The following is a 24613-nucleotide window of genomic DNA, read 5'->3' as shown; positions in this document are numbered from 1 at the left end:
CGTGCACCGTCTCGTGCGTTTGGAACTGCGCTGCTCGGTCCCGCGAGATGGTTCGCCGAGGTTCACGATCGACGACCAGCGCCGCCATCAGCGGCAGCTCATGGGCACTGTCCGGTGCCTGGGTCGGGTCCTGCCCGGTGCCGTGGAGAAGCTCTCCTCGACACTGGCCGCGCCAAACTCCGTGCCGTCGAGGGTCGCCAGCGAGTCCAGTAGGTCTGCAAACTCGCCGTCGTCGTCGCCGGCGATGTCGTTGGTCTGTTTGTCGGCAAGCACCCTCCGTGCTGCCTCATCGTCTTCTACGTGGACGAAGCGGCTATCTGGTCTACTCAAGATCCCCTGAAGTGGGCGCAGCGTAGTCTTCCCCGGCGGCGTCCGCCTGGGCGATCATGTCTTCCCACGGCCAGCGGACAGTCGCAAAGCGCCTGTACAACAACAACTGCTGGTCCACAGCTCGCACCTTGTTGTCGGCGAAGGTTAGGACCAGCCCTCGGCCATCCTCGTCGATCTGGAGTCGCTCTATGTTGCCCAATGCGGTCTTCAGGTTGCCCTGTTGGATGCGACTTTCCCGGGCGTGCGCCGTGGCGAAGATGGTACTTGCCGGCACCCCTTCTATTAGGTCCTGATCTTCTGCTGCGAGCACCACTGCAAGGGCGTGCGCATAGATCCCGGTGGAGTTGCTGCGTTTCTTGATCCCCGCAGACACGTTCTGCGCGAAGGTCTGATAGACGCTGTTCAACTCTTCGGCGTAAAACATAGCGGCGGTGCTCACCGACTCGGGGCTATCGAGGTTCTGCGCCGCTGCCTTCCCACCTGTGATGCCCGCTTCATCCAGAGAGTCGAGGGTTATCCGCTGAAGGATTCCGGCATTCTTGTAGCTGATGCTTACGAGCTCGGTGGCCAACTTGGGGCTGATCTGGAGGTTGAGCGCACGAGATCCGCGGCGCAATATCTCGAGCAAGTCGGACTCGCTCCAAAGGACCGACACTTCGCGGACTCTGCCGGTCAGATCGCTGTTCAGGTGTAGAAGGAGGTTAGTGTCGCTCCAGACTCCTACTACAACCACGAAAAGCTCTAGGTCCCACATGGCCTTGAGGTCGAATGCGAACCGCTTCCTCTCATCGTGATTGAGGTAGTGGAAGTCCTCGATCACGAGCCGCTTGCCGGATTCTCTGAGCAGCTGACAGATGAAATCCAGATCGTTTATGTTCTGGCGAACAGCCTGCGTTTCGATTGCCTTGCTAGTGCTGCCCGTGATGCCCAGCTTCGCGCTGACTTTGCCAATGAGGGATGTGCCGAACTCCGTCTGGGCCTCCACCGTGCCTGAGAGCGATCTGGTGGCGCTCTGGGAAATCTCTAGCCGGATACCGAGCTGTCCCAGGGCCTCACGGTAGATATCCTCGACCGTCTTATTGAGTCTGCATTGCACAACAAGCGCGTTGGGGATGACCTTCTGTCGCAACCAAGACTTGCCGGTCTTTGACGCTCCTCGAATGGCGATGTGGTTGTCTCGCCGGAGGTATGAGGTGATCTTCTCGTCGAGGTCACCGCGGTCTACGTATGAATCGCTAAGGATTGAAGTGGAGACCCCAAAGACCTCGTCTATCTGTTTGGGCATCCTCTCAGCATAACTACCTGTCAGGCGACGTGAGTGGCTCCTATTTCGTCCGGGTCATGGACCAGTCGATCATCCGGGTGAGCCAGTCCCATTCGTGCAGTGGCCAGCAGGGCATCCCGTGGTGCCATGTGCCGCAGTCTCCCGGGCTGGGCTCACAGGCGCCCGTCTCGCATCGGATCACCACCCCCGGGTTCTTCTCTGCTCCGATGCTGCGGACCATGAGCTGCTCGCCGCGGCACCAGGGGCACTCGGTCTTGAGCCGCTGGCCCTCGGTCATGTGGCGGGCGGTGGTCGTCTTCATCTGGTCTAGCTTCGCTGCGGTGGTGGCGAGGACCTCGGCGTGCTGGGCGGGGTCGAGCCTCGGTGCTGCTGCGCGGACGTATCGCAGCACATCGGTGGCGGTGGTGTCGGCTTGTCGGGTGAGCTGGACGTGCATGGTGTCGTCGCCGAGCTGCTGGCGATGCTGGTGGCGGTGCTTCGGGCGGTGCGCTGCTGGTCGGTGTGGTCGTCGAGAATATCGATATGGACCAGGACGCCAGGTTCGGGTGGGCCCGCTCGGCGAGGACCCCGGCGTCGGCGTGCGCTCGCTGCTCGGCGGTGAGGTCTGTCTGCTTCCAGGGCCGGGGGGGGGTGCCTTTGTGGCGAAGCTCGGCGAGCGGGTCGTGTCCTTCGAGTAGCCAGGTGGCGGTGGTCTTGATCTGGGCGGTGGTGCTCATGCTGTGTGCTCCTGCAGGTCTCGGATGATGATGTGGGCTCCGGGGGTGCGGGTGTCTGCAAACTGCTTCCAGGTGGAGCCTCCGACGATTTTGGAGTCGTCGATGATGACCCCTGAGCTGGTGAGCGCGTCAGTGGTCGCTCGCTCGAGCTTGTCCTTATCGGGCTTGGTCGTGTGGAAGGTGGGGGCTGTGTCTCTGAGCAGGTCGGCGTATCGGCCGGTGCGCTAGTGGCCTTTTGGTCGGGCGAGGTAGCAGATGGTGTCGACTGCGATGGGGCCGCGGGGTGCTTGCCAGCCGGACTCCTCGGCGGGGCTGAGCGGGTGGGGTCGACCGAAGCGGTCGTGGCTGCTCCGACCCTAGGAGCTGTTCAGGTTCAGATGGGAACGCCCGTTACTGCACGCAAGCTCATGGCGGTGGTCTCTACTTCGGCGTAGCGAAGTCCAGCGCCTCGACCCGGACGAACTACCTGCCGGCCCCGCTGCTCGAAAAGTTCCGGGCCCTGCACGCCCAGCATGTCGAGGCGGGCAGGCCGTCCTATGTCGACCCGGCGGGCACCTCCGTGGAGTTGGCGTTCCACCAGGGCGATGGTCGGCCGTGGACCTCCGAGGCTGACCTGGACCGGTGGCGGGCCTTCCTCGCCTCCGCGGGCGTCTCGCCTATGCGGGTTCACGATCGGCGGCATACGGCCGCGACGATGCTGTTGCTGCAGGGCGTGGAAGAGCGGGTGGTTATGGAGATGATGGGCTGGTCGCAGATGTCAATGCTGAACCGGTATCAGCACGTCATGGAGGAGCTGCTGCGCGAGGCCAGCGGGAAGATGGGAGACGCGCTGTTCGGAGGCTCCTCGGCGCCCGAACCGGAGCCCACACCGCCCCCGGAGCCCGAGCCCGAGGCCGATTCCACGGTGGTCAGCTTCGCGGACTTCGCGGCCCGTCGAGCGGGCTAGCCCTATTATCTCATCGCCCCTTAGTCGGCCGCAGTAAGAGTCACGGTCTCGAGGCCGATGTCGTCGCCATACACCTCAAGAAATAGCTCGCCGCCTGGATCTGCATTGGGGATAGACACCACGTAGTGGCTCATTGAATCTGGGGCGAGCGAGAAGCTGCCGATGTGACCGTCGGAGGACGACTGCCTCCCCTCGGCCCCCCTGTAACTCGCCAGTGGCATTTCTAGCTCTCGGTCGCCACTGCGCATTTCGTATCCGACCAGGAGGTGGCTGTCGTTCGCGTTTCTGTATGCGGCCACGAGTTTGAATGTCGAACCCCCTGGTCCCTTCACCTCCTCGCCAGTTCCCATCTCCAAACGGTCCGTTAGATTCCTGTCCTGGATTTGGAAACTGGTAATCCGTCCCTCGTCGCCTTCAAAGTCCGTGTAAGTCGAGCATCGCTCCTCGCCCTCCTCCGTTGCGCATATCTCGAAACCCGCATCGATTTCGCCGACTCGGTTGCCTTCGAGGGCGGGCAGCCCGCCATCGATCGCTGCCTCTTCAGAATGCCTGTAATAGGTCAGGTAGTTGGCGGCAGGGGAGTCCTCGACGACGAGGTCTCGCGCACTCTCCAAGTCGGAAATTGAGGAGGTTGCTATGGCGCTGACGAACGACTCGATGTCGTCGTCAGAGGGGAGGTCTGGATCCGTTGGGGGCTCTGACTGCTCTGGAGTATCGCTGGCCGCGTCTTCGGTAGGCGGTTCTGTCTGAGTGTCGGGCGACTCGCTCGCTGTCTCCTCCGGTGCGGGAGAGGCGAGTTGGTCGTCAGAACACGAAACCGCTAGAAGGGCTACGCCAATGAGCATTGCGGGCGCGGAACGTTTCATGGGGCCTCTCCGACGTGTCGAGTGATTGCTCCTAACTTACTTGACAAGCGGGTTTGTGGATCTAGAAGTTTTGGGCGCAAAACCAATAAAGGCGTTCAGAAAGGCCGTCAGAACGAAGTAGGCCCCTCTGGGAATCTTCCCGGAGGGGCCTACTTCGTTGAGTTGGCGGGGTTTTCGTGGAGCCGCCTGCCGGAATCGAACCGGCGACCTATTCATTACGAGTGAATCGCTCTACCGACTGAGCTAAGGCGGCGTGGCGCCGCGGTGAGGCGCACGAGGGTCTACTTTACTGGTGCGCCTCACCGCGGTCAAAGCTCGCTCAGTCGTGCGCGGGGACCACCATCACGGGTGCGCTCGCGTGGTGCAGCAGCTCCCGGGAGACCGAGCCCAGCAGTGCGCTGCGCACCCCGCCGTGGCCCCGGGTGCCCACCACGGTCAGCTGGACCCGTCCGCCCATGGACTGGAGCACGTTGACCGGGAAGCCCTCTTCCACGGAACCGGTGACCGAGAGCTCCGGGAATTGGGCCTGGACCCATCCGACCTCCACGTCGAGGTCCTTGTTCAGGTCATCCACCCTGGTCTGCACCATGGCCTGTTCCCGGGCCGCCAGCTCCGGGTACCACATGGCCGCCGTCGTCAAAGGTGGCAGCGCCATCACCAGCTGCAGCCGGGTGCCGTGGCTGATCGCGGTCCGGGCGGCCTCCACCGCGGCCTTGCGGGAGTGCGGAGACCCATCGATGCCGACCACCACAGGCCGGGTGTCAGCGGTGCTGATCGCCTCCGGACCCTCGCCCACGCTGGACTCATCGGTGTGCGGGACCACCACGGTGGGGGAGTGTGCGTGGGAGGGCAGCGCCGCGGCCACCGAGCCAAGGATCCGTCCGGTGAATCCGCCGCGTCCGCGGCTTCCCACCACGCACAACTCGGCCGACCCGGACAGGTTCACCATGACCCCGGCGGCGTCGCCGTGCTCCAGCCGGTAGGTGACCTCTCCGGCATGTCCTGCGAGCTGTTCCCGGGCCAGGTTCAGGGTCCGTTCAGTGGCCTGCCGTGCCAGGGTCTGACCCCCGGCATCCGGGAAGCTCTCCAGGTATCCGCTCACCGCTGGGGGGATGGTGAAGGAGCTCATCACGGTCAGCGGCAGAGCGCGGAAGTGCGCCTCACGCGCGGCCCAGCGCAGCGCCGCGGTGGCATTGGCCGAACCGTCGAATCCGACGAGGACCCCCAGCGGTCGTGGGGCGCGTTGCTGTTCACCGGCTGCGGTGGGTTCTGGGGCGAGGTCGTGGGCGTCATGGGCCTGGCTGGACTCCGAGGAGGTCGCAGCGGGAGTGGCAGGGGACTCAATGTTCATGGCAGCGTCCTAACGCAGATCAGCTGAATGATGCCGATGAGTCAGAGAGGCCGAGTGGACGTCGTCGTCACCGGTGATCTGAGTCTACCTGCGCATTTCTACAAGAGGTAGAAGAAAGTTCAGCAATCGGTGCGGCCCTCGGCGAGCTCCCCGTCGAGCAGGTAACCGTCCACCGCCTCGTCCACGCAGCTGTTGCCTGACCGGTACGCCAGGTGTCCCTCTCCCTCCCGAATGATCAGCGAGGACTGTGGCACCTCCTGGTGCATGTTCTCAGCCCATTCCACCGGGGTGGCCGGGTCCCCGGTGGTCCCGATCATCAGCAGCTTCTCGACCTCGGCGAGGTCCGGCTCCCAGGGCTCTGAGACGTTCTCGGCGGGCCATTCCTCGCAGACCACGGCGCGGTGCCCCAGGTAGGGGCCGAACGTGGGCGCCTCCTCAGAGACCTCCTCGAACTCGGCCTCGATCTGCTCGGGATCCTCCGGCATCGGGTAGTCCAGGCACATCACGGCCGTGAAGGCGAAGTTGTTGATCCACTCATAGCTGCCATCGGGAGTGCGCCCGGCCTGGAGGTCGGCGAAGTACTGGAACGCGCTGAGGTCCTGCTGCTGCAGCGCCATGCTCAGCGCCTCGGAGAGCACCGGCCAGGCCTCGCGGCTGTACATCGGGGTGATGAAACCGCTGACCAGGGTGGAGACGTTGATGGTGCGTCCGTCTGCGCCCTGCGCCGGGCTCTCTTCGACCCCGGCGAAGAGATCCTGCACGCTGGCGGTGACCTCCTCCACGGTGTCACCAGCCGGGCAGGTCTCCTGCTCGGTGCACCACTGGGCGTAGTTCTCCAGTGCCTCCTCGAAGCCGCGGGCCTGTCCAAGGTTGAGCTCATGGGCATCGATGGAGACATCGAGCATCCCGTCCAGCACGAAGCGTCCGACCCGTGGGCCGTAGTGCTCGGCGTAGGTCATCCCCAGCTTCGTCCCGTAGGAGAAGCCCAGGTAGTTCAACTCGTCCTGCCCCAGGGCGGCTCGGATCACGTCCATATCGCGGACCGCAGAGAGCGTGTCCACATGGCCGAGAAGCTCCCCGCTCTCGGACTCGCAGGCCTCAGCCAGCTCCGAGGCCGACTCGCGGGCCTCCGCGTAGGCGGCTTCGGTGTCGAGCTGCTCGTCGGTGACCTGCTCGCGGTACTCGTCCATCTCGTCGTCGTCCAAGCAGGTCACCGGCGCGGACCGGTGCACCCCGCGCGGATCGAAGCCGATCACGTTGAAGCCTTCCAGCAGCTCCTGGCTGAACGCGGCCGAGGCCGCCTCTGCCACGGTGTCGTAGCCGGAGGACCCGGGCCCACCCGGATTGGTGAGCAGGTACTCGGCGTCCTCACCGCCGGAATCGGAACTGATGATCTGGATCTGCAGATCCTCCCCGGAGCCTGGCTCCGCCCAGTCCATCGGCACCGTGACCTCGGCGCACCGCATGGTCTCCTCGCAGGCGCTCCAGTCCAGCTTCTGCTCGTAGTACTCGGTGTAGCCCGCAGGCTCACCGGGCAGCGCCTCGGCGGGCACCGAGGTCGGGGTGATCGGCTGCTCCGCCTCGGTCTCCTCTGCGCCGGACTCTCCGCCCGAGCTCAAGCAGCTTGAGAGCAGCAGCGCGGAGACGGCGGTGAGACTCGCCAGGCGGATTCTGCGGGACAGGGTGAGGCGCTCAGGCACGGGACCTCCCGGGTAGGAACTGCATCATCAGGGCCTCCATGGCTAGCAATGGGGGGACATTCTGGGTGATCCGGGTGCGGGCGGCATTGATCGCGTCCAGCCCCGCCAGGGTCTGCTCGGCGCTGAGGGACTCTGCATAGCGCTGCAGCTCCTCGCGCAGATGCTCGTTGATCAGCTCGACGCCGGTGCCCAGCTTCAGGCTCAGCACGTCACGGAAGACGGCGGTCAGGTCGATCAGCGCCCGGTCCAGGGAGTCCGCCACGGCGCGCTTGGCCCGTCGGGTGTTCTCCTCCTCGAGCTTCTTGAACTGGCTGCGAAGCTTGGGCGGGATCTTCTCCTCGGCCTCCAGGCCGAGCGACCGGCGCAACGAGGCCTGCTCCGACTCCAGCCGGGCCTCTGCGGTGCTTGCCGCATCCGCCTGGGTCATCTCCACCAGGGACCCGGCCGCCTTGATCGCGGCCGAGGAGGAGGTCAGCCGCAGCGGCAGGGTCACCACCTGCTCCCGACGACGACGTGCCTCCGGGTCCCGGGCCAGCCGCCGGGCGACCCCGATGTGGTTCTGTGAGACCCGCGCGGCGAACTGCGCCTGCTGCTCATTGAGCCCGTCGCGGCTGGTCAGCAGCTGGGCCACCGCTTCGGTGGGTGGGATTCGCAGGCTCACCAGCCGGCAGCGGGAGCGGATGGTCACCAGCACATCCGCCGGGCTCGGGGCGCAGAGCACCCAGAGCGTATGCGGGGGAGGCTCCTCGATGGCTTTGAGCAGCACGTTGGTGGCGCGCTCAGTCATCCGGTCCGCGTCCTCGACCACGATCACCCGCCAGCGCGCGCCCTGCGGCTTCTCCTGCGCGGTGGTGATCAGCTCACGGACGTCGTCGATCTTGTAGGTCACGTTCTCCGTGGAGACCAGCTTCACCGAGGGGTGGCTCTCCGCGGCCACCAGTCGGCAGGACCGGCACTCTCCGCAGCCCCGGGCCGCCGGTTCCTCCTGCTCACAGTTCAGCGCGGCGGCGAAGGCCCGGGCGGCGTTGGACCGCCCCGACCCCGGGGGGCCGGTGAAGAGCCAGGCGTGGGCCGGGGTGCCGGAGCCCGCGGCTCGACGCAGCTGTTCCACGACCCCGTCCTGCCCGACCAGCTCGGTGTAGACGCTCATGGGTTCGGCAGCTCCTGACCCAGCATCTCCTGGACCCGCTCCCGGATCGCGGCCTGGAGCGCCTGGGCCGAGGCGGCGGCGTCGAGCACCAGATACCGCTGGGGCGCAGCAGCGGCGCGGTCGAGGAAGGCGTGCCGCAGCCGGTCGTGGAAGGCGTCCTCGGCGGATTCGATCCGGTCAGAGAGGCCGTCGCGACCCTCCCGGCGCGCCCGCGCGGCGGATGGGTCGATGTCCAGCACCACGGTCAGATCGGGCTGAAGCCCGCCCGTGGCGAAGGCGTTGATCTCAGCCACAGCCTGGGCGCCGAGCTCGCGGCCCACACCCTGATACGCCACCGAGGAGTCCACGTAGCGGTCACAGAGCACAAACCGGCCGGCCTGCAGCGCAGGCTCGATCCGCTGGACCACATGGGCGGCGCGGGAGGCGGCGAAGAGCAGCGCCTCGGTGCGGGGGTCCACCTCGCCCTGATCGTGCTCGAGCACCAGAGAGCGGATGCGCTCGCCGATCACAGTGCCGCCGGGCTCGCGGGTGCGCTCATAGGGCACCACCAGCTCCTGGAACCAGGATTCGAGCAGGTCCAGCTGCGTGGTCTTGCCGGCGCCGTCGCCGCCTTCGAAGGCGAGGAATCCTCCGCGTCTGAGATGGGTCACGGACCCAGCCTACCCAGCCGGACGGACACGGACCTGACGCCGCGAATCTGAGTCTGGGCGACCGGCCACCGGGCTCGCGCCGCGCGCTGCGGTACCGTAACGGTGTGAACCAGCGCGAACGCACCTTTGTGGTCAATGCGGGCCGCGGCGCCCACGGACCGAACCAGCCCGTGAACATGCCGGTGGACTTCACCTCGACCTACTCCTACCGGCCCGGCGTCCATGCGGCGCTGGACTATGCCCGCGAGGGCATGCCGTCCTGGGAGCCGTTGGAGGCGCTGCTGGCCCAGCTCGAGGCCGGGACCCGCACCAGCTCCGCCTCGCAGGGGCTGCTCACCACCGCGCAGGAGCATCCGGTCCCGGTGCTGCCGGGCCTGCTGTTCTCCTCCGGGATGGCTGCCATCTCTGCGGTGGTCCACCTGCTGGCCCCGGGAAGCCATCTGGTGATGCCCCGACACAGCTATATGGGGTTCTCCGCGCTGGCCCAGCAGATGGCCGATCAGGGTCTGCTGACGCTGCACCGGGTGGACATCGCCGACACCGAGCAGGTCACCACCACGCTGCACGACGTCGCCACGCTGGCCAGCGCTCAGGACGCCGCGGTGATGCTCTGGATCGAGTCCCCGACCAACCCGATGTTGGAGGTCGCGGACCTCCCGGCGCTGCTGGCGGCCGCGAAGAAGCGCGGCGTGCTCACCGCGGTGGACAACACCTTCGCGACCCCGCTGCGCCAGCGTCCGCTGCAACACGGTGCCGACGTGGTGGTCCACTCGGTGACCAAGTTCCTCTCCGGACACTCAGACCTGATCATGGGCGCCGCGATGACCGCAGACCCCGAGATCCACGCGCGGCTGCACCAGCACCGCACCCTGCATGGCGCCATCCCGGGACCGATGGAGGTCTTCCTGGCCCTGCGCGGGGTGCGCACCCTCGCCGTGCGCCTGGACGCCTCGGAAGCCAGCGCCGCCGAGCTGGCCCGCCGGCTCGAAGAGCTCAGCCAGGACGTCGGACTGCCGCTGCGCAGAGTCAACTACCCGGGCCTGCCGGGACATCCGCAGCATGCGCGCGCCGCCGCCCAGCTCGGCGGGTTCGGCGCGATCCTGACCATCGAGGTCGACGCCGACCAGCCCGGTGCTTCAGCAGGGCCCGGTGCCTCGGCCGCGGCAGGGCAGCGGACCGAGGCCGAAGTGGCCGACGCCGTGCTCGGCGCGCTGCGGCTCTGGACCCCGGCCACCAGCCTGGGCGGCGTGGAGTCCCTGGCCGAGCGCCGTCGTCGTCATCCCGGGGAGCCCGCCTCGGTCCCTGACGGTCTGATCCGGCTCTCGGTGGGGATCGAGGACGTGGAGGACCTCTTCGCGGACCTGCTCAACGCGCTGCGCACCGCCGCGGTCGCAGACCCGCCGGATGCGGAGCCCATCCGATAACATCGAGGTATGCAGTCACCCCTCTCTGACCTCTGGATCTTCGTCCTGCAGACCGAAGCCTGGATGCACCTGGCCTTCGCCCTGGTCTGCCTCGGGCTCGCCGTGGTCGCACTGGCCAAGTGCATCCCCAAGAACGCGCAGCGCTTCGACGTCGCGTTCAAGCGGACCAAGGGCTTCTGGCTGGGCATGACCGGCGGCGCCGTCGTCCTGGCGCTGCTCGGCGCCTTCGGGGCCGGCCCGTTCGGCCTGATCTTCCCAGTGGCTGCGGCCTGCATGGCGATGGTCTACCTGACCGACGTCAACCCCGAAGTCTCCAACTGACCCGGTGGCCGGGCGCCTCCGCCCCGGACCTGACCGACCGAACGCGCTGCATCGATGTGCACGTCCGACTCCGAAAGTGAGACACACTCCATGGCCTATGACCTGATCCTGCTCCGCCACGGACAGAGCGACTGGAACGAGAAGAACCTCTTCACCGGATGGGTGGACGTCCCGCTGACCGCGCTGGGCCGCGAAGAGGCCGCGCGCGGCGGTGAGCTGCTCAAGGAGCACCAGCTGCTCCCCGACGTGGTGCACACCTCGCTGCTGCAGCGGGCGATCACCACCTCCCACCTGGCGCTGGAGACCGCCGACCGGCTCTGGATCCCGGTGAAGCGCGACTGGCGGCTCAACGAGCGCCACTACGGCGCGCTGCAGGGCAAGGACAAGGCCGAGACCCTGGCGCAGTATGGCGAGGACCAGTTCATGATGTGGCGCCGCTCCTACGACACCCCGCCGCCGGAGATCGCCGCCGACGACGAGTTCTCCCAGATCGGGGACCCGCGCTACGCAGACCTCGGTGACGCCGCGCCGCGCACCGAATGCCTCAAGGACGTCGTGGACCGGATGCTGCCCTACTGGGAGTCCGCGGTGGTCCCGGACCTGCGCGAGAACAAGACCGTGCTGCTGGCCGCGCACGGCAACTCGCTGCGCGCCCTGGTGAAGTACCTCGACGGGATCTCCGACGCGGACATCGCCGGGCTGAACATCCCCACCGGGATCCCGCTGCACTACCAGCTGGATGAGGACCTGAAGCCGATGAACCCGGGCGGGACCTACCTGGACCCCGAGGCCGCCAAGGACGCGATCCAGGCTGTCGCGAACCAGGGCAAGAAGTAAGGCTCAAGCCAAGGCCCAACCAGCCGCGGCTCGAGCAGCCGTCGCAGACATCGCTGGGGCGCAGACGGGTGGAATTCTCGCAGAGAATGCGATCGTTCCGCCTGTCTGCGCCCCAGCGATGTGCGTTGACCGATATGCATCGGTCGAAGCGGGTCACCCAGCGGGTCACCCGGCGAGCATCACCCGGCGCGTCACCGGATGCGGGTCACCGGAGGCAGTGACTCAGGAGAGCTCGCGGGAGTCCCAGGAGCCGGTGACCAGATAGTCGACCTTGTTCGCCACGGCCACCGCGTGATCGCCGTAGCGTTCGAAGAACCGGCTGACCAGGGAGGAGTCCACGCTGGTGGCAGGGCTCTGCTGCCAGTCCTCGGCGGCCACGATGGTGAACACCGAGGCGTGCAGATCGTTGAGCTGCTCGTTGAGGGCATGGATCTCCGCCACCAGGTGCAGCTCGCGGGTCTCCATCAGCGTGACCAGCCGGGCGGAGATCTGCGTGGTGAGCTTGGCCATCTTCTCGAAGACCGGGTGCAGCGCCTCCGGGGCCACCCGGTCCGGGTAGCGCATCCGCGCCAGCTGCGCGATGTGCCGCGCGAGGTCGCCCATGCGCTCCAGCGAGGTGCTCATCCGCAGCGCACCCACGATCATGCGCAGGTCAGAGGCCACCGGGCCCTGCAGCGCGAGCAGCTCGATGGCCTTCTCGTCGAGCTCCACCTGCAGCCGGTCGATCTGCGCGTCGGCGGCGATGACCTCCTCCGCGAGCTGGAGATCGGTGGTGTCGAAGGCGGTATAGGCCTTCTCCATCGCCGTATGGACCAAAGAGGTGATCTGGATCAGCTGCTCACCGAGATTGATGAGGTCTGCCTGAAAGAGCTTTCGCACGTGTTCGCGTTCCTTTCCCGCCGTGGAGTATCCCGACGTTGAATCCTCGCTGGCGCAGATGAACACCAGCGAAGTCAGCAGTCAACGTGAAGGTGAACGCTGGTTGAACCCTGGGCGCCGCCCGGGCCATGTGGTGCCGGGCACCGGGAGCCGGGCCTAAGCTGTAGCTCGTGGATCCCCTGCTCATCGCCGCACTCTCCGGCGTCGTCGGCCTGGCACTGGGCGTGGTCGGCATGTATGCCTTCCGTGTCAGTGAGGCCCAGCGCGGCGCCGGCATCGACGTGGACGAACCCTCGATGCCCGCCGGCGCCACCGAGGTGTTGGCCTCCCTGGGGCTGGCCTACATCGTGGTGGACACCGTGGACGGGGTGGTCCGCGCGAACCCCGCCGCCTACGCCTTCGGCCTGGTGCGCGGGCACACCGTGGTGCACCAGCAGCTGCTGGCTCTCACCGCGCGGGTCCGAGGCGACGGGGTGATCATCGATCAGGAGCATGAGCTGGCCCGCGGTCTGCAGGGGGAGACCTCCCTGGTGGTGCATCTGCGCGTGGCCCCGCTGGGGGACGAGTACATCCTGGTCCTCGCCGATGACCGCACCGAGTTCTCCCGCATAGAGGCGGTGCGCAACGACTTCGTCGCCAACGTCTCCCACGAGCTGAAGACCCCGGTCGGGGCGATCTCGCTGCTGGCCGAGACCATCGAGGACGCAGCCGACGACGACGTCGCCGTCCGCCGCTTCACCCAGCGCCTGCACAAGGAGTCCCGCCGGCTCGCGGCGCTGGTCCAGGACATCATCGAGCTCTCCCGGGTGCAGGGCAAGAACGTGGTGCACGCCGGGCGTCCGGTGGACCTCGAAGACGTGATCGCCGACGCCGCAGACCGCTCCCGGCTGCCGGCGGAGGCGAAGAACATCGAGCTCAAGATCGGGGGCGCGCTGCCGCACCGGGTCCACGGCGACGCCGACCAGCTGGCGATGGCGTTCCGGAACCTGATCGACAACGCGGTGCGCTACTCCCCGGAGTCCACCCGGGTCGGCATCGGGCTCTCCAGCCGGGACGGGATCGCTCAGGTCACCATCACCGACCAGGGGATCGGGATCGCCAAGGAGAACCAGGAGCGGATCTTCGAACGCTTCTACCGGGTCGACGCCGCGCGCTCCCGGCAGACTGGCGGCACCGGCCTGGGGCTGAGCATCGTGAAACACGTGATCACCAACCACGGCGGCGAGGTCGCGCTGTGGTCGCAGCAGGGCAGGGGCTCCACGTTCACGGTGCGCCTGCCCGAGCTCGACGAGAGCCTGGATACCTTCGAAGGGCTCGGCCGCGGCATGCCCGCGCTGACCCGCGCCGAGCAGGCCGTCACTGAGGACACCGCACCGCACCATCAGGCAGAAGATCCGGCCACACCAGGGCCGGCGAAGGAGGAGACGCGTGACCAGAATTCTGCTCGTCGAGGATGAGCCTTCATTCTCAGAGGCACTGTCCTACACCTTGGAGAAGGAGGGCTACGACGTCGTCGTCGCGGAGAACGGGCTCGACGCCGTCGAGATCTTCACTCGAGAGGGGGCCGACCTGGTCCTGCTGGATCTGATGCTCCCGGGCCAGTCCGGCACCGAGGTGTGCCGGCAGATCCGGCTGCAGTCGAATGTTCCCGTGATCATGCTCACGGCGAAGGACTCCGAGATCGACAAGGTGGTGGGGCTGGAGCTCGGCGCCGATGACTATGTCACCAAGCCCTATTCCTCCCGGGAGCTGCTCGCCCGGGTCCGGGCGGTGCTGCGCCGCCGGGTGGAGACCGAGGTCGACGACGGCTCCCTGGTCACCGCCGGGCCGGTCAGCATGGACATCGAACGCCACACCGTGGAGGTTGCGGGCGCGCCGCTGAGCCTGCCGCTGAAGGAGTTCGAGCTTCTGGAGATGCTGCTGCGCAACGCCGGACGGGTGCTCACCCGGGGCCAGCTGATCGATCGGGTCTGGGGCTCGGACTACGTCGGGGACACCAAGACCCTCGACGTCCACGTCAAGCGGCTGCGCGCGAAGATCGAGCCGGACCCCTCACGGCCGGAGTTCCTGATCACGGTCCGTGGGCTGGGCTACAAGTTTGAGTCCTGAACCGAGTCGGTAGACTGACCCAGGTCCCTGAAGCGTCGTCCCCACCCCAGGAGTGTGCATGAGCCCCGTCAGCGATTCCGCAGCCCAGAACCCCACCGCGGCTGCACCGTCGGGCAGCTCCGGCGCCCAGGCCCGGCAGCCGATCCGGCGCGCCCTGATCTCGGTCTATGACAAGACCGGGCTGGAGGACCTCGCCGCCGGTCTGCACGCCGCCGGGGTCGAGATCGTCTCCACCGGCTCCACCGCCCAGCGCATCGCCGCCGCCGGGGTGCCGGTGGTGGAGGTCTCGGAGGTGACCGGCTTCGCGGAGTGCCTGGATGGTCGGGTCAAGACGCTGCACCCCCGGGTGCACGCCGGGATCCTGGCCGACCGCCGCCGCGAGGACCACCGGGCCCAGCTCGAAGAGCTGGAGATCGAGCCCTTCGACCTGGTCGTGGTGAACCTCTACCCCTTCGCCGACACGGTGGCCTCCGGTGCCGCCGAGGATCAGATCGTGGAGCAGATCGACATCGGCGGACCCTCGATGGTCCGCGCGGCCGCCAAGAACCACGCCTCCGTGGCCGTGGTGGTGGACCCGCTGCGCTATCACGACATCATCACCGCCGCCGAGGCCGGAGGCTTCACGCTCAGCGCCCGGCAGCGCCTGGCCGCGCTGGCCTTCGCGCACACCGCCGCCTACGACACCGCCGTGGCGCGCTGGACCTCCCAGCAGTTCGACGACGACTTCGACGCCGCCTCCGTGCCGGCCTCGCCGCTGAGCCGCACCGAGAAGAAGCTGAACTTCCCGCCCTACGCCGGACTCGCGCTGCAGCGCCTGGACACCCTGCGCTACGGGGAGAACTCGCATCAGCCCGCCGCGCTCTACGCGGACTCCAGCGCCCGCCCCGGCCTGGCCCAGGCGGAGACCCTGCACGGGAAGGCGATGAGCTACAACAACTACGTCGACGCCGACGCCGCCGTGCGCACCGCCTTCGACTTCGCCCAGCCTGCCGTGGCGATCATCAAGCACGCCAACCCCTGCGGCGTCGCCGTGGGTGCCACCGTGGCGCAGGCCCACCGGACCGCCCACGCCTGTGACCCGCTCTCGGCCTTCGGCGGGGTCATCGCCGCGAACCGCACCATCACCGCTGAGATGGCGCGGACCGTGGCGGAGATCTTCACCGAGGTCGTCGTCGCCCCGGCCTTCGAGGAGGAGGCGCTGGCGATCCTGACCAAGAAGAAGAACATCCGGCTGCTGCGTCTGCCCGAGGGGCACCGGCGCGATCGGGTGGAGTACAAGCAGATCTCCGGGGGCATGCTGCTGCAGGCCTCCGACGCCGTGGACGCCGAGGGGGACACCACCTCCGGCTGGAAGCTGGTCTCCGGCGAGGTCGCCGACGAGGCGATGCTGGCAGACCTGGACTTCGCCTGGCGCGCCATCCGCTCGGTGAAGTCCAACGCGATCCTGCTGGCGAAGCACCAGGCCACGGTGGGGATCGGCATGGGCCAGGTGAACCGGCTGGACTCCTGCCGGCTCGCGGTCCAGCGGGCGAACACGCTCGCCGGTGACGGTGTGGAGCGGGCCCGCGGGTCCGTCGCGGCCTCCGACGCGTTCTTCCCCTTCGCCGACGGGCTGCAGAGCCTGATCGCCGCGGGAGTGCGCGCCGTCGTCCAGCCGGGAGGATCCCAGCGCGACGAGGAGGTCATCTCCGCGGCCCGGGACGCCGGCCTGACCATGTACCTCACCGGAACCCGCCACTTCTTCCATTGATCGTTTGCGGCGCCGCGGCACAGGGGAGACCGCGACGACGCAGGCCGTGCCCCGGCCCGGAAGTCCGGGTCAGGTGACCGGCCGCCACGGCGGAGACCTCGTGACGAAGCCCCCGCCACGTGCCCTGATCGTGTGTGACGACTGAGACTCCCCACTGAGTGTCCTGACTGTTCTCGCGGCACACCTGCCGCTATGCCCGCCCGGTGCCCTTGAAAGGGGTGGAACCCGTGAACGAACTGCTCGACGAGCTCGAAGACATGATCCGGGAGGAGCGGCTCACGGAGCTGCGCCGCGCCTTCGATGACCTCAACGTCGGGGACATCGTCGACTTCCTGGAACGCCTCGGGGTGAAGGACCGGGCGGTGGCCTTCCGGCTGCTCTCCAAGGGTGTGGCCGTGGAGGCCTTCGACCTGCTGGATCAGGCGCTGCAGAGCGAGATCGTCGAGGGCCTCAAGGACGCCGAGGTGGCCCACTACTTCGAGTCACTGGACCCCGATGACCGGGTCCGGCTCATGGATGAGATGCCCGCCTCGGTGGCTCGTCGGATGCTGCGTCACCTGGACCCGCGCGAGCGCAGCCTGACCAACATCGTGCTGGGCTACCCCAACGGCACCATCGGGCGCCAGATGAGCCCGGAGTTCGTCGCGATCCCGGAGCACTTCAGCGTCGCCCAGGCCCTGGAGAAGGTCAGCAAGGCCGGCGACGACGCGGAGACGCTCTACACCCTCCCGGTGGTCGATCACGGTCGGCTGCTCAAGGGTGTGGTCTCGCTGCGCGACCTGGTCAGCAGCCCCGGGGAGGCGCTCGTGGTGGACCTGATGCGTGAGGCCGACTCGGTGGACGCCGACCACGACGCCGAGGATGCCGCCCGCATGTGCGCGGACCGCAAGCACCTGGCCGTGCCGGTGACCGACTCCGAACACCGGGTGGTCGGGATCTTCACCGTCGACGACGCGCTGGACATCCTGGAGCGCGCGGAATCCGAGGACGCCGCCCGCCACGGCGGCGCCGAGCCGCTGAACCGGCCCTACCTCTCGACTCCGGTGCTGCAGATCATGCGCTCCCGCGTGGTGTGGCTGCTGGTGCTGGCCCTGGGCGCCGCACTGACCGTGCAGGTGCTCGACGTCTTCGAGGGGACCATCGAATCCATGGTGGTGCTCAGCCTGTTCGTCCCGCTGCTGATCGGCACCGGCGGCAACACCGGGAACCAGGCCGCGACCACGGTCGTGCGCGCGCTGGCGCTGGGCGATGTGGGCACCCGCGACGTGTTCAAGGTGCTCTGGCGCGAGGTCCGCGTGGGCATGACGCTCGGCGCCACGATCGGCGTGCTGGGCTTCCTGGTCGCCGGCCTGTTCTACGGCTGGGACATCGGCACCGTGATCGGACTGACCTTGTTCTCCATCTGCACCCTCGCCGCCTCGGCGGGCGGACTGATGCCGCTGCTGGGCAAGAAGCTCGGGGCAGACCCGGCGGTCTTCGCGAACCCGTTCATCTCCACCTTCGTCGACGCCACCGGACTCATCGTGTACTTCATGATCGCCCGCACCGTGCTGGGGATCTGAGCCCCGGAGCCGAGCCCTGGGTCAACAGGGCCAGCAGGCCCATCTGGGGTAGATTTGTGATCAGGGAAACAACATATAACCGAACTTGAGGAGATCCATGCCGACGGCAAAGATCATCTATACCAATACCGACGAAGCGCCGATGCTGGCCACCTTCTCCCTGAAGCCCATCGTGGAGGGCTTCGCAGCCCCCGCCGGGGTTGAGGTCGAGACCCGCGACATCTCCCTCGCGGGCCGCATCATCTCGCAGTTCCCGCACTACCTGCGTGAGGATCAGCGGGAGAGCGACGCGCTCGCCGAGCTCGGAGACCTGGCGAAGACGCCAGAGGCCAACATCGTGAAGCTGCCAAACATCTCCGCCTCGATCCCGCAGCTCAAGGCCGCCATCGCCGAGCTGCAGTCCGCCGGCTACGCGCTCCCGGACTACCCGGAGTCCCCCTCCACCGATGAGGAGCGCGACGTGCGCGCCCGCTACGGCAAGGTCCTGGGCTCCGCGGTGAACCCAGTGCTGCGCGAGGGCAACTCTGACCGCCGCGCGCCGGCCTCGGTGAAGAACTACGTGCGCGCCAACCCGCACTCCATGGGTGCCTGGAGCGCCGACTCCAAGACCAACGTGGCCACCATGGACTCCGGCGACTTCGCCTCCAACGAGCAGTCCGTGGTGCTCGACACCGAGGACACGCTGAAGATCACCCACGTCTCCAGCGACGGCTCCACCACCGTGCTGAAGGAATCCCTGCCGGTCAAGGCCGGGGAGGTCGTGGACGCCACCGTCATGCGCGCCGCCGAGCTCGACGCCTTCCTCGCCGCCCAGGTGGCCCGTGCCAAGGAAGAAGACGTCCTCTTCTCGGCTCACCTGAAGGCCACCATGATGAAGGTCTCGGACCCGATCATCTTCGGGCACATCGTCCGGGCCTTCCTGCCCAGCCTGTTCCAGAAGCACGGCAAGACCCTCGCCGAGGCAGGGCTCTCCGCCAATGACGGACTGGCCTCGATCCTCGCCGGAGCCGAGAAGCTGGGCGAAGCCGGAGCGGGCATCAAGGAGGAGATCAGCAAGGGCCTGGCCGAGGGCCCCCGGATGTCGATGGTCGATGACTCCAAGGGCATCACCAACCTGCATGTCCCCTCCGATGTCATCGTGGATGCCTCCATGCCCGCCATGATCCGCAACGGCGGCAAGGCCTGGGGCCCCAGCGGGGAGACCGACGACACCCTCGCAGTCATCCCGGACTCCTCCTACGCCGGGGTCTACCAGGCGGTCATCGAGGACTGCCGCGCCCACGGCGCCTTCGACCCCACGACCATCGGCACCGTGCCCAACATCGGTCTCATGGCGCAGAAGGCCGAGGAGTACGGCTCCCACGACAAGACCTTCGAGATCGAGGCCGCAGGCACCGTGCAGGTGACCAACGCCGCCGGTGACGTGCTGCTCGAGCATGAGGTCTCCGCGGGCGACATCTGGCGCGCCTGCCAGACCAAGGACGCTCCCATCCAGGACTGGGTGAAGCTGGCCGTGACCCGCGCCCGCGAGTTCGACACCCCTGCGGTGTTCTGGCTCGATGAGAAGCGCGCCCACGATCGCACCATGATCGAGAAGGTCAATCACGCCCTGGCAGAGCTGGACACCTCGGGACTCGAGATCGAGATCCTGGACCCGGTCTCGGCCACGAAGTACACCGTGGAGCGCCTGCGCCGCGGCGAGGACACCATCTCTGTGACCGGCAACGTGCTGCGTGACTACCTCACCGACCTGTTCCCAATCCTGGAGCTGGGCACCTCCGCGAAGATGCTCTCGATCGTGCCGCTGATGGCAGGCGGCGGGCTGTTCGAGACCGGCGCCGGCGGCTCCGCTCCGAAGCACGTCCAGCAGCTGGCCGAGCAGAACTACCTGCGCTGGGATTCCCTGGGCGAGTTCTTCGCCCTGGTGCCCTCACTGGAGAAGTACGCCGATCAGGCCCAGGCCCCCAAGGCCAAGGTGCTCGCCTCCGCGCTGGACCGCGCCACCGCGACCTTCCTGATGGATAACCGCTCCCCGGGACGCAAGCTGGGCAGCATCGACAATCGCGGCTCGCACTTCTACCTGGCCATGTACTGGGCCCAGGAGCTGGCCGCGCAGAGCGAGGACACCGAACTGGCCCAGCGCTTCGCTCCGGTGGCCGAGGAGCTGACCTCCAAGGAGGAGCAGATCCTGGGTGAGCTCAACGGCGTCCAGGGCGAGCCGGTGGATCTGGGCGGCTACTACCGTCCCGATGAGGCCAAGGCCTTCGCCGCGATGCGCCCCTCGGCGACGCTGAACAGCATCGTCGACGGCCTCAAGGCCTGACCCCCTGAGCGTTTTACCTCCCCTTACGTGTTCTACCGGGCCCACGGCAGGCCCGGTAGAACACATAAGCCCAGGTAATGCGGGGGGTGGGGGAGTGGGCGTGGCAGGATGAATCCATGACTCGACGACTTCACATCATGCCCGAAGCTGCCCCCGAGCTCGCCGCCGGGCTCCGCGAGCAGGGCGCCGAGCTGGTCGGCGCGGATGAGCAGCCCGAGGGCGTCATCGTCACCGGCATGTTCAAGAAGCTCAACCTCACCGAGGTGCTCGAGGCCAACCCGCAGGTGCGATGGGTGCAGCTGCCCAGCGCCGGGATCGAGCTCTACTCCGAGATCCTGCAGCGGTTCCCCGACCTGACCTGGACCTCGGCGAAGGGCGCCTACGCCAAGCCGGTGGGGGAACATGCGCTGGCGCTGACCCTGGCCGCGCTGCGCGGGCTGAAGACCCGTGCCCTGGCCACCAGCTGGGGCACTGAGGGTGGGATCTCGCTAAACGGGCTGCGCTGCGTCGTCGTCGGCGGAGGCGGAGTTGCGGCAGAGATCGTCCGGCTCTATAAGGCCTTCGACACCCACGTCACCGTGGTCCGTCGCACCTCAGAACCGGTGGAGCACGCCGATGTCACCGTGGCCTTCGAGGGTCTTGACCAGGCGCTGCAGGGTGCCCACGTGGTCGCCCTGGCCGCCGCAGCGACGCCGACCACCCGGCACCTGCTCAACGCCGAACGGCTGGCACTGCTCGCCGACGGCGCCGTGGTGGCCAACGTCGGCCGCGGCAGCCTGGTGGACCAGGCGGCACTCGCGCAGGCACTGAGCTCGGGCGCCCTGCGCGGCGCCGGGCTGGACGTCACCGAACCCGAGCCGCTCCCGGAGACCGACCCGCTCTGGGGCCTGGAGAACTGCCTGATCACCCCGCACACCGCGGACACCACCGAGATGGTGGTCCCGCTGCTGCGCGAGCGGATCCTCGCGAACCATCGACGCTTCAGCGCCGGTGAACCGATGCTGGGCCTGGTGGACCCCGCTCAGGGATACTGATCCCCGCAGCCTCCCCGCACGTCCCGATACCCTCCGGATCCCAGGAGTCACCCACATGGCACATGTGCTCACCGTCAACGGACACACGCCACAGATCGGTGAGCGCGTGTTCCTGGCTCCCACCGCCGCGATCACCGGGGAGGTCACCATGGCGGCTGACTCCTCCGCCTTCTACGGCGTCTCGGTCCGCGGCGACTCGGCCCCGATCGTGGTGGGCGAAGGCACCAACCTGCAGGACAACGCGGTGCTGCACGCCGACCCGGGCCACCCCTGCACCCTCGGGGCCGGGATCTCCGTGGGGCACGCCGCGGTGGTCCACGGCTGCACCGTGGGTGACGGCTCGCTGATCGGCATGAGCGCGACCATCATGAACGGCGCCGTGATCGGCGAGCAGAGCCTGATCGCCGCCGGCGCCGTGGTGCTCGAAGGCACGCAGGTCCCGCCGCGCTCCCTGGTCGCTGGAGTCCCCGCGAAGGTTCGACGCGAGCTCACCGCCGAGGAGATCGCCGGACTGCGCGGCAACGCCGAGGTCTACCTGGGGCATAAGGACGCGCACCGCGTCGCGCAGGGCGACGACGCCAGGTAACAGTTCTCCCACGTCCAGGCGATCACCAGGGCACTCTCAGTAGCCTCGAGAGAAGCACACCCGACGAGAGGCACTCGCATATGACCATCTACGGGTTCCACGCATCCCAGGAACAGATCGCCCCCTCCCAGCTGCTGCGCGACGTCCAGCACGCCGAGACGGTCGGCTTCCAGGCGGCCATGAGCTCGGACCACTTCATGCCCTGGTCCCACCGGCAGGGCCACTCGGGCTTCACCCTCTCCTGGTTGGGCGCCGCACTGGCCACCACAGAGTTCCCCATCGGATCGGTGATCGCCCCCGGTCAGCGCTACCACCCGGCCATCGTCGCCCAGGCCACGGCCACCCTCGGAGAGATGTTCCCCGGCCGCTACTGGGCCGCCCTGGGTGCCGGCCAGGCGATGAACGAGCATGTCACCGGAGAGCTCTGGATGGACAAGGAGACCCGACGACGCCGACTCGCGGAGTGCGCCGACATCATCTCCCGGCTGCACCGCGGAGAACGGATCATCAGCCACCGCGGGTTCGTCAGCGTGGACGACGCCTACCTCTACGACCGTCCCGCCGAGCCCATCCCGCTCTACGCCACCTGCATCACCCCCGAGGCCGCGCGCCTCGCCGCCACCTGGGCCCACGGCATGATCACGCTGAACCAGCCCGACGACGTCCAGAACGAGGTGCTCAGCGCCTACCGCGAGGCCGGAGGCGAGGGCCCCGCGATGCTGCAGGTCCACCTCAGCTGGGCGGAGACCCGGGAACGGGCCGAGGCCATCGCCCACGACCAGTGGCGGACCAACACCTTCGGCGCACCGCTGGACCAGGATCTGCCCACCCCCGAGCACTTCGACTCTGCCGCCGCCGAGGTCAGCCTCGAGACCGTGGCGAAGGCGGTCTGGATCTCCGCGGAGCCCGGCCAGCTGACGGATTGGATCGCTGCCGCCGCTGAACCGGGCTTCGACCAGGTGTACCTGCACCACGTGGGTCAGGAACAGCAGGACTGGCTCGACCTCGCCGGCAAGGCGATCCTCCCCGAACTGAAGGGCGCCTGATGCGCATCACCGACACCGCAGACCTCTGGTACAAGAACGCCGTCATCTACTGCGTGGACCTCGAGACCTACCTGGATTCCGACGGCGACGGTATCGGTGACCTCCCAGGCCTCACCCAGCGCATCGACTACCTCGCCGACATCGGGGTCAGCTGCCTGTGGCTCATGCCCTTCTATCCCTCTCCGAGGCGCGACAACGGCTACGACATCTCCGACATGTTCGGCGTGGACCCGCGCTACGGCGATCACGGTGACTTCGTCGAGCTGGTCCGGGTGGCCCACGACCGCGGGATCCGCGTGATCGTGGACCTGGTCATCAACCACACCTCGGACCAGCACCCCTGGTTCCGAAAGTCACGGGCGTCGAAGGAGAACCCCTATCGGGACTTCTACGTCTGGCGCAGCGACACTCCGCCGGACACCTCCGAGGAGGCCATGTTCCCCGGCCAGGAAGATGGGATCTGGACCTATGACGAGAAGACCGAGGAGTGGTACCTGCATCACTTCTTACACACCCAGCCCGACCTGAACACCGCCAATCCGCAGGTCCGCGAGGCGATCACCAAGACCATGGGGTTCTGGCTCCAGCTCGGCGTCGACGGCTTCCGGGTCGACGCGGTCCCGTTCGCGATCAATCAGACCACACTGAGCGGCGCGGATGAGCACGAGTTCCTGGAACCCCATGACTACCTGCGCACGCTGCGCGCCTTCCTGCAGCGACGGTCCACTGGCACGAGCTCCGCCATGATCCTGGGTGAGGTGAACCTCCCACACGAGGAACAGCTGGCGTTCTTCGGTGGGGAGGACGGTGACGAGCTCACCATGCAGTTCGACTTCGCCGTGAACCAAATGGCCTTCCTGTCCTTCGCCCGCGAAGATGCCAGGCCGCTCGCCGAGGCGCTCTCGGAGCGCCCGCAGAACCTCTCCACCGAGACCCAGTACGCGAACTTTCTGCGCAACCACGACGAACTCACTCTGGACCTGCTCAGCGCTGAGCAGCGTGACGAGGTCCTGGACACCTTCGGCCCGGAGCAGGACATGCGCTTCGCCGGACGTGGACTGCGCCGACGCCTGCCAGCCATGTTCGACGGAGACCCACGGCGGATCAAGATGGCCTACTCGTTGCTGTTCGCACTCCCGGGCACCCCGGTGCTCTTCTACGGCGAGGAGATCGGCATGGGGGAGAACCTCGAGGTCCCCGGTCGCGAGGCGGTTCGGACACCGATGCAGTGGAGTCGGGACAAGAACGGCGGCTTCTCCTCCGCCAAGCCCTCGAAGCTGGCACGCAAGGTCGTGAAAGGCCCCTTCGGCCCGGAACATGTCAACGCCGCCCAAGCCCGCAGGGACCCCGACTCGCTGCTGCACCACATCGGCCGGTTGGCGCGACGCTACCGCGACTGCCCGGAACTGGGATGGGGCGAGCTGAGGATCCTGGAACAGCCGCACCAGGAGGTGCTCGCGCATCGAATGACCAGCGGGGATCAGTCCATGGTGCTGCTGCACAACCTCTCACCAAAGTCCCTCACGGTGCCGCTCACGCTGGACGAGCACGACCAGGGCAGCGAGCTCATCGACCTGCTCCAAGATGGTGCCTGTGGGATCGATGCCCAGCAGCGCACCGAGGTCACCTTGGAGGGGTACGGCTACCGCTGGCTGCGCGTGAAGCGCCCGGGTGATCCCCGGCTGCTCTGAGATACCGCCCGGCGCCGAGGCAGGTCCGGTCTGTCGCCCGCCGGCTCTGCGACATCC

Annotated in this window: 23 protein-coding genes and 1 tRNA gene; 13 read left to right on the top strand and 11 right to left on the bottom strand. The window is 67.6% G+C overall.

The genetic code is table 11. The features are described 5' to 3' along the window. Positions 1-87: 87 nt before the first annotated feature. The 4 genes from HNR11_RS01295 to HNR11_RS14335 form a co-directional block, all read right to left on the bottom strand. Positions 88-273, bottom strand: a complete 186-nt coding sequence (locus HNR11_RS01295) for a hypothetical protein (RefSeq protein WP_179440770.1) — start codon at positions 271-273, stop codon at positions 88-90. Positions 274-322: 49 nt separating this feature from the next. Next, positions 323-1615: a hypothetical protein gene (locus HNR11_RS01290; RefSeq protein ID WP_179440769.1), complete on the bottom strand. Its 1293-nt coding sequence runs from the start codon at positions 1613-1615 to the stop codon at positions 323-325. A 40-nt stretch (positions 1616-1655) separates the two neighbouring features. Next, on the bottom strand, positions 1656-2051 hold the full coding sequence (locus HNR11_RS01285) for a hypothetical protein (RefSeq protein ID WP_179440768.1): 396 nt from the start codon (positions 2049-2051) through the stop codon (positions 1656-1658). Positions 2052-2327: 276 nt separating this feature from the next. Then, positions 2328-2534: a RusA family crossover junction endodeoxyribonuclease gene (locus HNR11_RS14335; RefSeq protein ID WP_179442799.1), complete on the bottom strand. Its 207-nt coding sequence runs from the start codon at positions 2532-2534 to the stop codon at positions 2328-2330. A 362-nt stretch (positions 2535-2896) separates the two neighbouring features. Between HNR11_RS14335 and HNR11_RS01275 the strand changes: the two genes are divergently transcribed. Then, a complete protein-coding gene (locus tag HNR11_RS01275) occupies positions 2897-3277 on the top strand; it encodes a tyrosine-type recombinase/integrase (RefSeq protein ID WP_343050545.1) in 381 nt (126 codons plus the stop codon). A gap of 20 nt (positions 3278-3297) precedes the next feature. Here HNR11_RS01275 and HNR11_RS01270 read toward each other — a convergent pair whose 3' ends face one another. The 6 genes from HNR11_RS01270 to tmk all read right to left on the bottom strand — a co-directional run bounded on the left by HNR11_RS01270 (position 3298) and on the right by tmk (position 8994). Further along, entirely contained in the window at positions 3298-4143 is an 846-nt protein-coding gene (locus tag HNR11_RS01270; RefSeq protein ID WP_179440767.1) for a hypothetical protein, read from the bottom strand. A 177-nt stretch (positions 4144-4320) separates the two neighbouring features. Beyond that, positions 4321-4396 (bottom strand) — tRNA-Thr (locus HNR11_RS01265). 66 nt (positions 4397-4462) lie between these two features. Then, complete coding sequence (locus HNR11_RS01260) at positions 4463-5494, bottom strand: universal stress protein (protein WP_179440766.1); 1032 nt, start codon at positions 5492-5494, stop codon at positions 4463-4465. A 119-nt stretch (positions 5495-5613) separates the two neighbouring features. After that, the gene (locus HNR11_RS01255; RefSeq protein ID WP_179440765.1) at positions 5614-7194 is read right to left on the bottom strand and encodes an alpha/beta fold hydrolase; all 1581 of its coding nucleotides are present in this window, start codon (positions 7192-7194) and stop codon (positions 5614-5616) included. Continuing rightward, on the bottom strand, positions 7187-8344 hold the full coding sequence (locus HNR11_RS01250; RefSeq protein ID WP_179440764.1) for a DNA polymerase III subunit delta': 1158 nt from the start codon (positions 8342-8344) through the stop codon (positions 7187-7189). Before HNR11_RS01250 ends, HNR11_RS01255 begins: the two co-directional genes overlap by 8 nt. Further along, positions 8341-8994: a dTMP kinase gene (tmk, locus tag HNR11_RS01245; RefSeq protein ID WP_179440763.1), complete on the bottom strand. Its 654-nt coding sequence runs from the start codon at positions 8992-8994 to the stop codon at positions 8341-8343. Before tmk ends, HNR11_RS01250 begins: the two co-directional genes overlap by 4 nt. Before the next feature lie 104 nt (positions 8995-9098). Here tmk and HNR11_RS01240 point away from each other — a divergent pair, with 104 nt between their 5' ends. The 3 genes from HNR11_RS01240 to HNR11_RS01230 all read left to right on the top strand — a co-directional run bounded on the left by HNR11_RS01240 (position 9099) and on the right by HNR11_RS01230 (position 11576). After that, entirely contained in the window at positions 9099-10418 is a 1320-nt protein-coding gene (locus tag HNR11_RS01240; RefSeq protein WP_343050544.1) for a trans-sulfuration enzyme family protein, read from the top strand. Positions 10419-10427: 9 nt separating this feature from the next. After that, entirely contained in the window at positions 10428-10739 is a 312-nt protein-coding gene (locus HNR11_RS01235) for a DUF2516 family protein (RefSeq protein ID WP_058887377.1), read from the top strand. Between the two features lie 90 nt (positions 10740-10829). Continuing rightward, positions 10830-11576 carry a phosphoglyceromutase gene (locus HNR11_RS01230; RefSeq protein ID WP_179440762.1) on the top strand — a complete coding sequence of 249 codons (747 nt, stop codon included), beginning with the start codon at positions 10830-10832 and terminating at the stop codon, positions 11574-11576. A gap of 222 nt (positions 11577-11798) precedes the next feature. On the opposite strand, the gene phoU is transcribed toward HNR11_RS01230, so the two are convergent. After that, entirely contained in the window at positions 11799-12455 is a 657-nt protein-coding gene (gene phoU / locus HNR11_RS01225; RefSeq protein WP_179440761.1) for a phosphate signaling complex protein PhoU, read from the bottom strand. A gap of 170 nt (positions 12456-12625) precedes the next feature. On the opposite strand from phoU, the gene HNR11_RS01220 reads away from it, so the two are divergent. The 9 genes from HNR11_RS01220 (at position 12626) to HNR11_RS01180 (ending at position 24556) form a co-directional block, all read left to right on the top strand. Next, complete coding sequence (locus HNR11_RS01220) at positions 12626-13912, top strand: ATP-binding protein (RefSeq protein WP_179440760.1); 1287 nt, start codon at positions 12626-12628, stop codon at positions 13910-13912. Then, the gene (locus HNR11_RS01215; RefSeq protein ID WP_179440759.1) at positions 13884-14564 is read left to right on the top strand and encodes a response regulator transcription factor; all 681 of its coding nucleotides are present in this window, start codon (positions 13884-13886) and stop codon (positions 14562-14564) included. Before HNR11_RS01220 ends, HNR11_RS01215 begins: the two co-directional genes overlap by 29 nt. 58 nt (positions 14565-14622) lie before the next feature. Then, positions 14623-16314, top strand: a complete 1692-nt coding sequence (gene purH / locus HNR11_RS01210) for a bifunctional phosphoribosylaminoimidazolecarboxamide formyltransferase/IMP cyclohydrolase (protein WP_179440758.1) — start codon at positions 14623-14625, stop codon at positions 16312-16314. 227 nt (positions 16315-16541) lie between these two features. Continuing rightward, positions 16542-17876: a magnesium transporter gene (mgtE, locus tag HNR11_RS01205; protein ID WP_179440757.1), complete on the top strand. Its 1335-nt coding sequence runs from the start codon at positions 16542-16544 to the stop codon at positions 17874-17876. Positions 17877-17973: 97 nt separating this feature from the next. Further along, on the top strand, positions 17974-20199 hold the full coding sequence (locus HNR11_RS01200) for an NADP-dependent isocitrate dehydrogenase (protein ID WP_179440756.1): 2226 nt from the start codon (positions 17974-17976) through the stop codon (positions 20197-20199). 116 nt (positions 20200-20315) lie between these two features. Continuing rightward, positions 20316-21233 (top strand): NAD(P)-dependent oxidoreductase, encoded by a 918-nt coding sequence (locus HNR11_RS01195; RefSeq protein WP_179440755.1) that lies wholly within the window; start codon positions 20316-20318, stop codon positions 21231-21233. 55 nt (positions 21234-21288) lie between these two features. Then, positions 21289-21819, top strand: a complete 531-nt coding sequence (locus HNR11_RS01190) for a gamma carbonic anhydrase family protein (protein ID WP_179440754.1) — start codon at positions 21289-21291, stop codon at positions 21817-21819. A gap of 80 nt (positions 21820-21899) precedes the next feature. Next, a complete protein-coding gene (locus tag HNR11_RS01185; protein ID WP_179440753.1) occupies positions 21900-22865 on the top strand; it encodes a TIGR03885 family FMN-dependent LLM class oxidoreductase in 966 nt (321 codons plus the stop codon). Next, positions 22865-24556 carry an alpha-amylase family protein gene (locus HNR11_RS01180; protein ID WP_179440752.1) on the top strand — a complete coding sequence of 564 codons (1692 nt, stop codon included), beginning with the start codon at positions 22865-22867 and terminating at the stop codon, positions 24554-24556. The genes HNR11_RS01185 and HNR11_RS01180 overlap by 1 nt, the downstream gene beginning before the upstream one ends. Positions 24557-24613: the final 57 nt, after the last annotated feature.

It is taken from the genome of Nesterenkonia sandarakina (genome assembly GCF_013410215.1).
In the GTDB taxonomy this organism is placed as follows: Bacteria; Actinomycetota; Actinomycetes; order Actinomycetales; family Micrococcaceae; genus Nesterenkonia; species Nesterenkonia sandarakina.
Note: the sequence above shows the minus strand (reverse complement) of the source record. Positions and strands in the feature narration are given on the sequence as shown.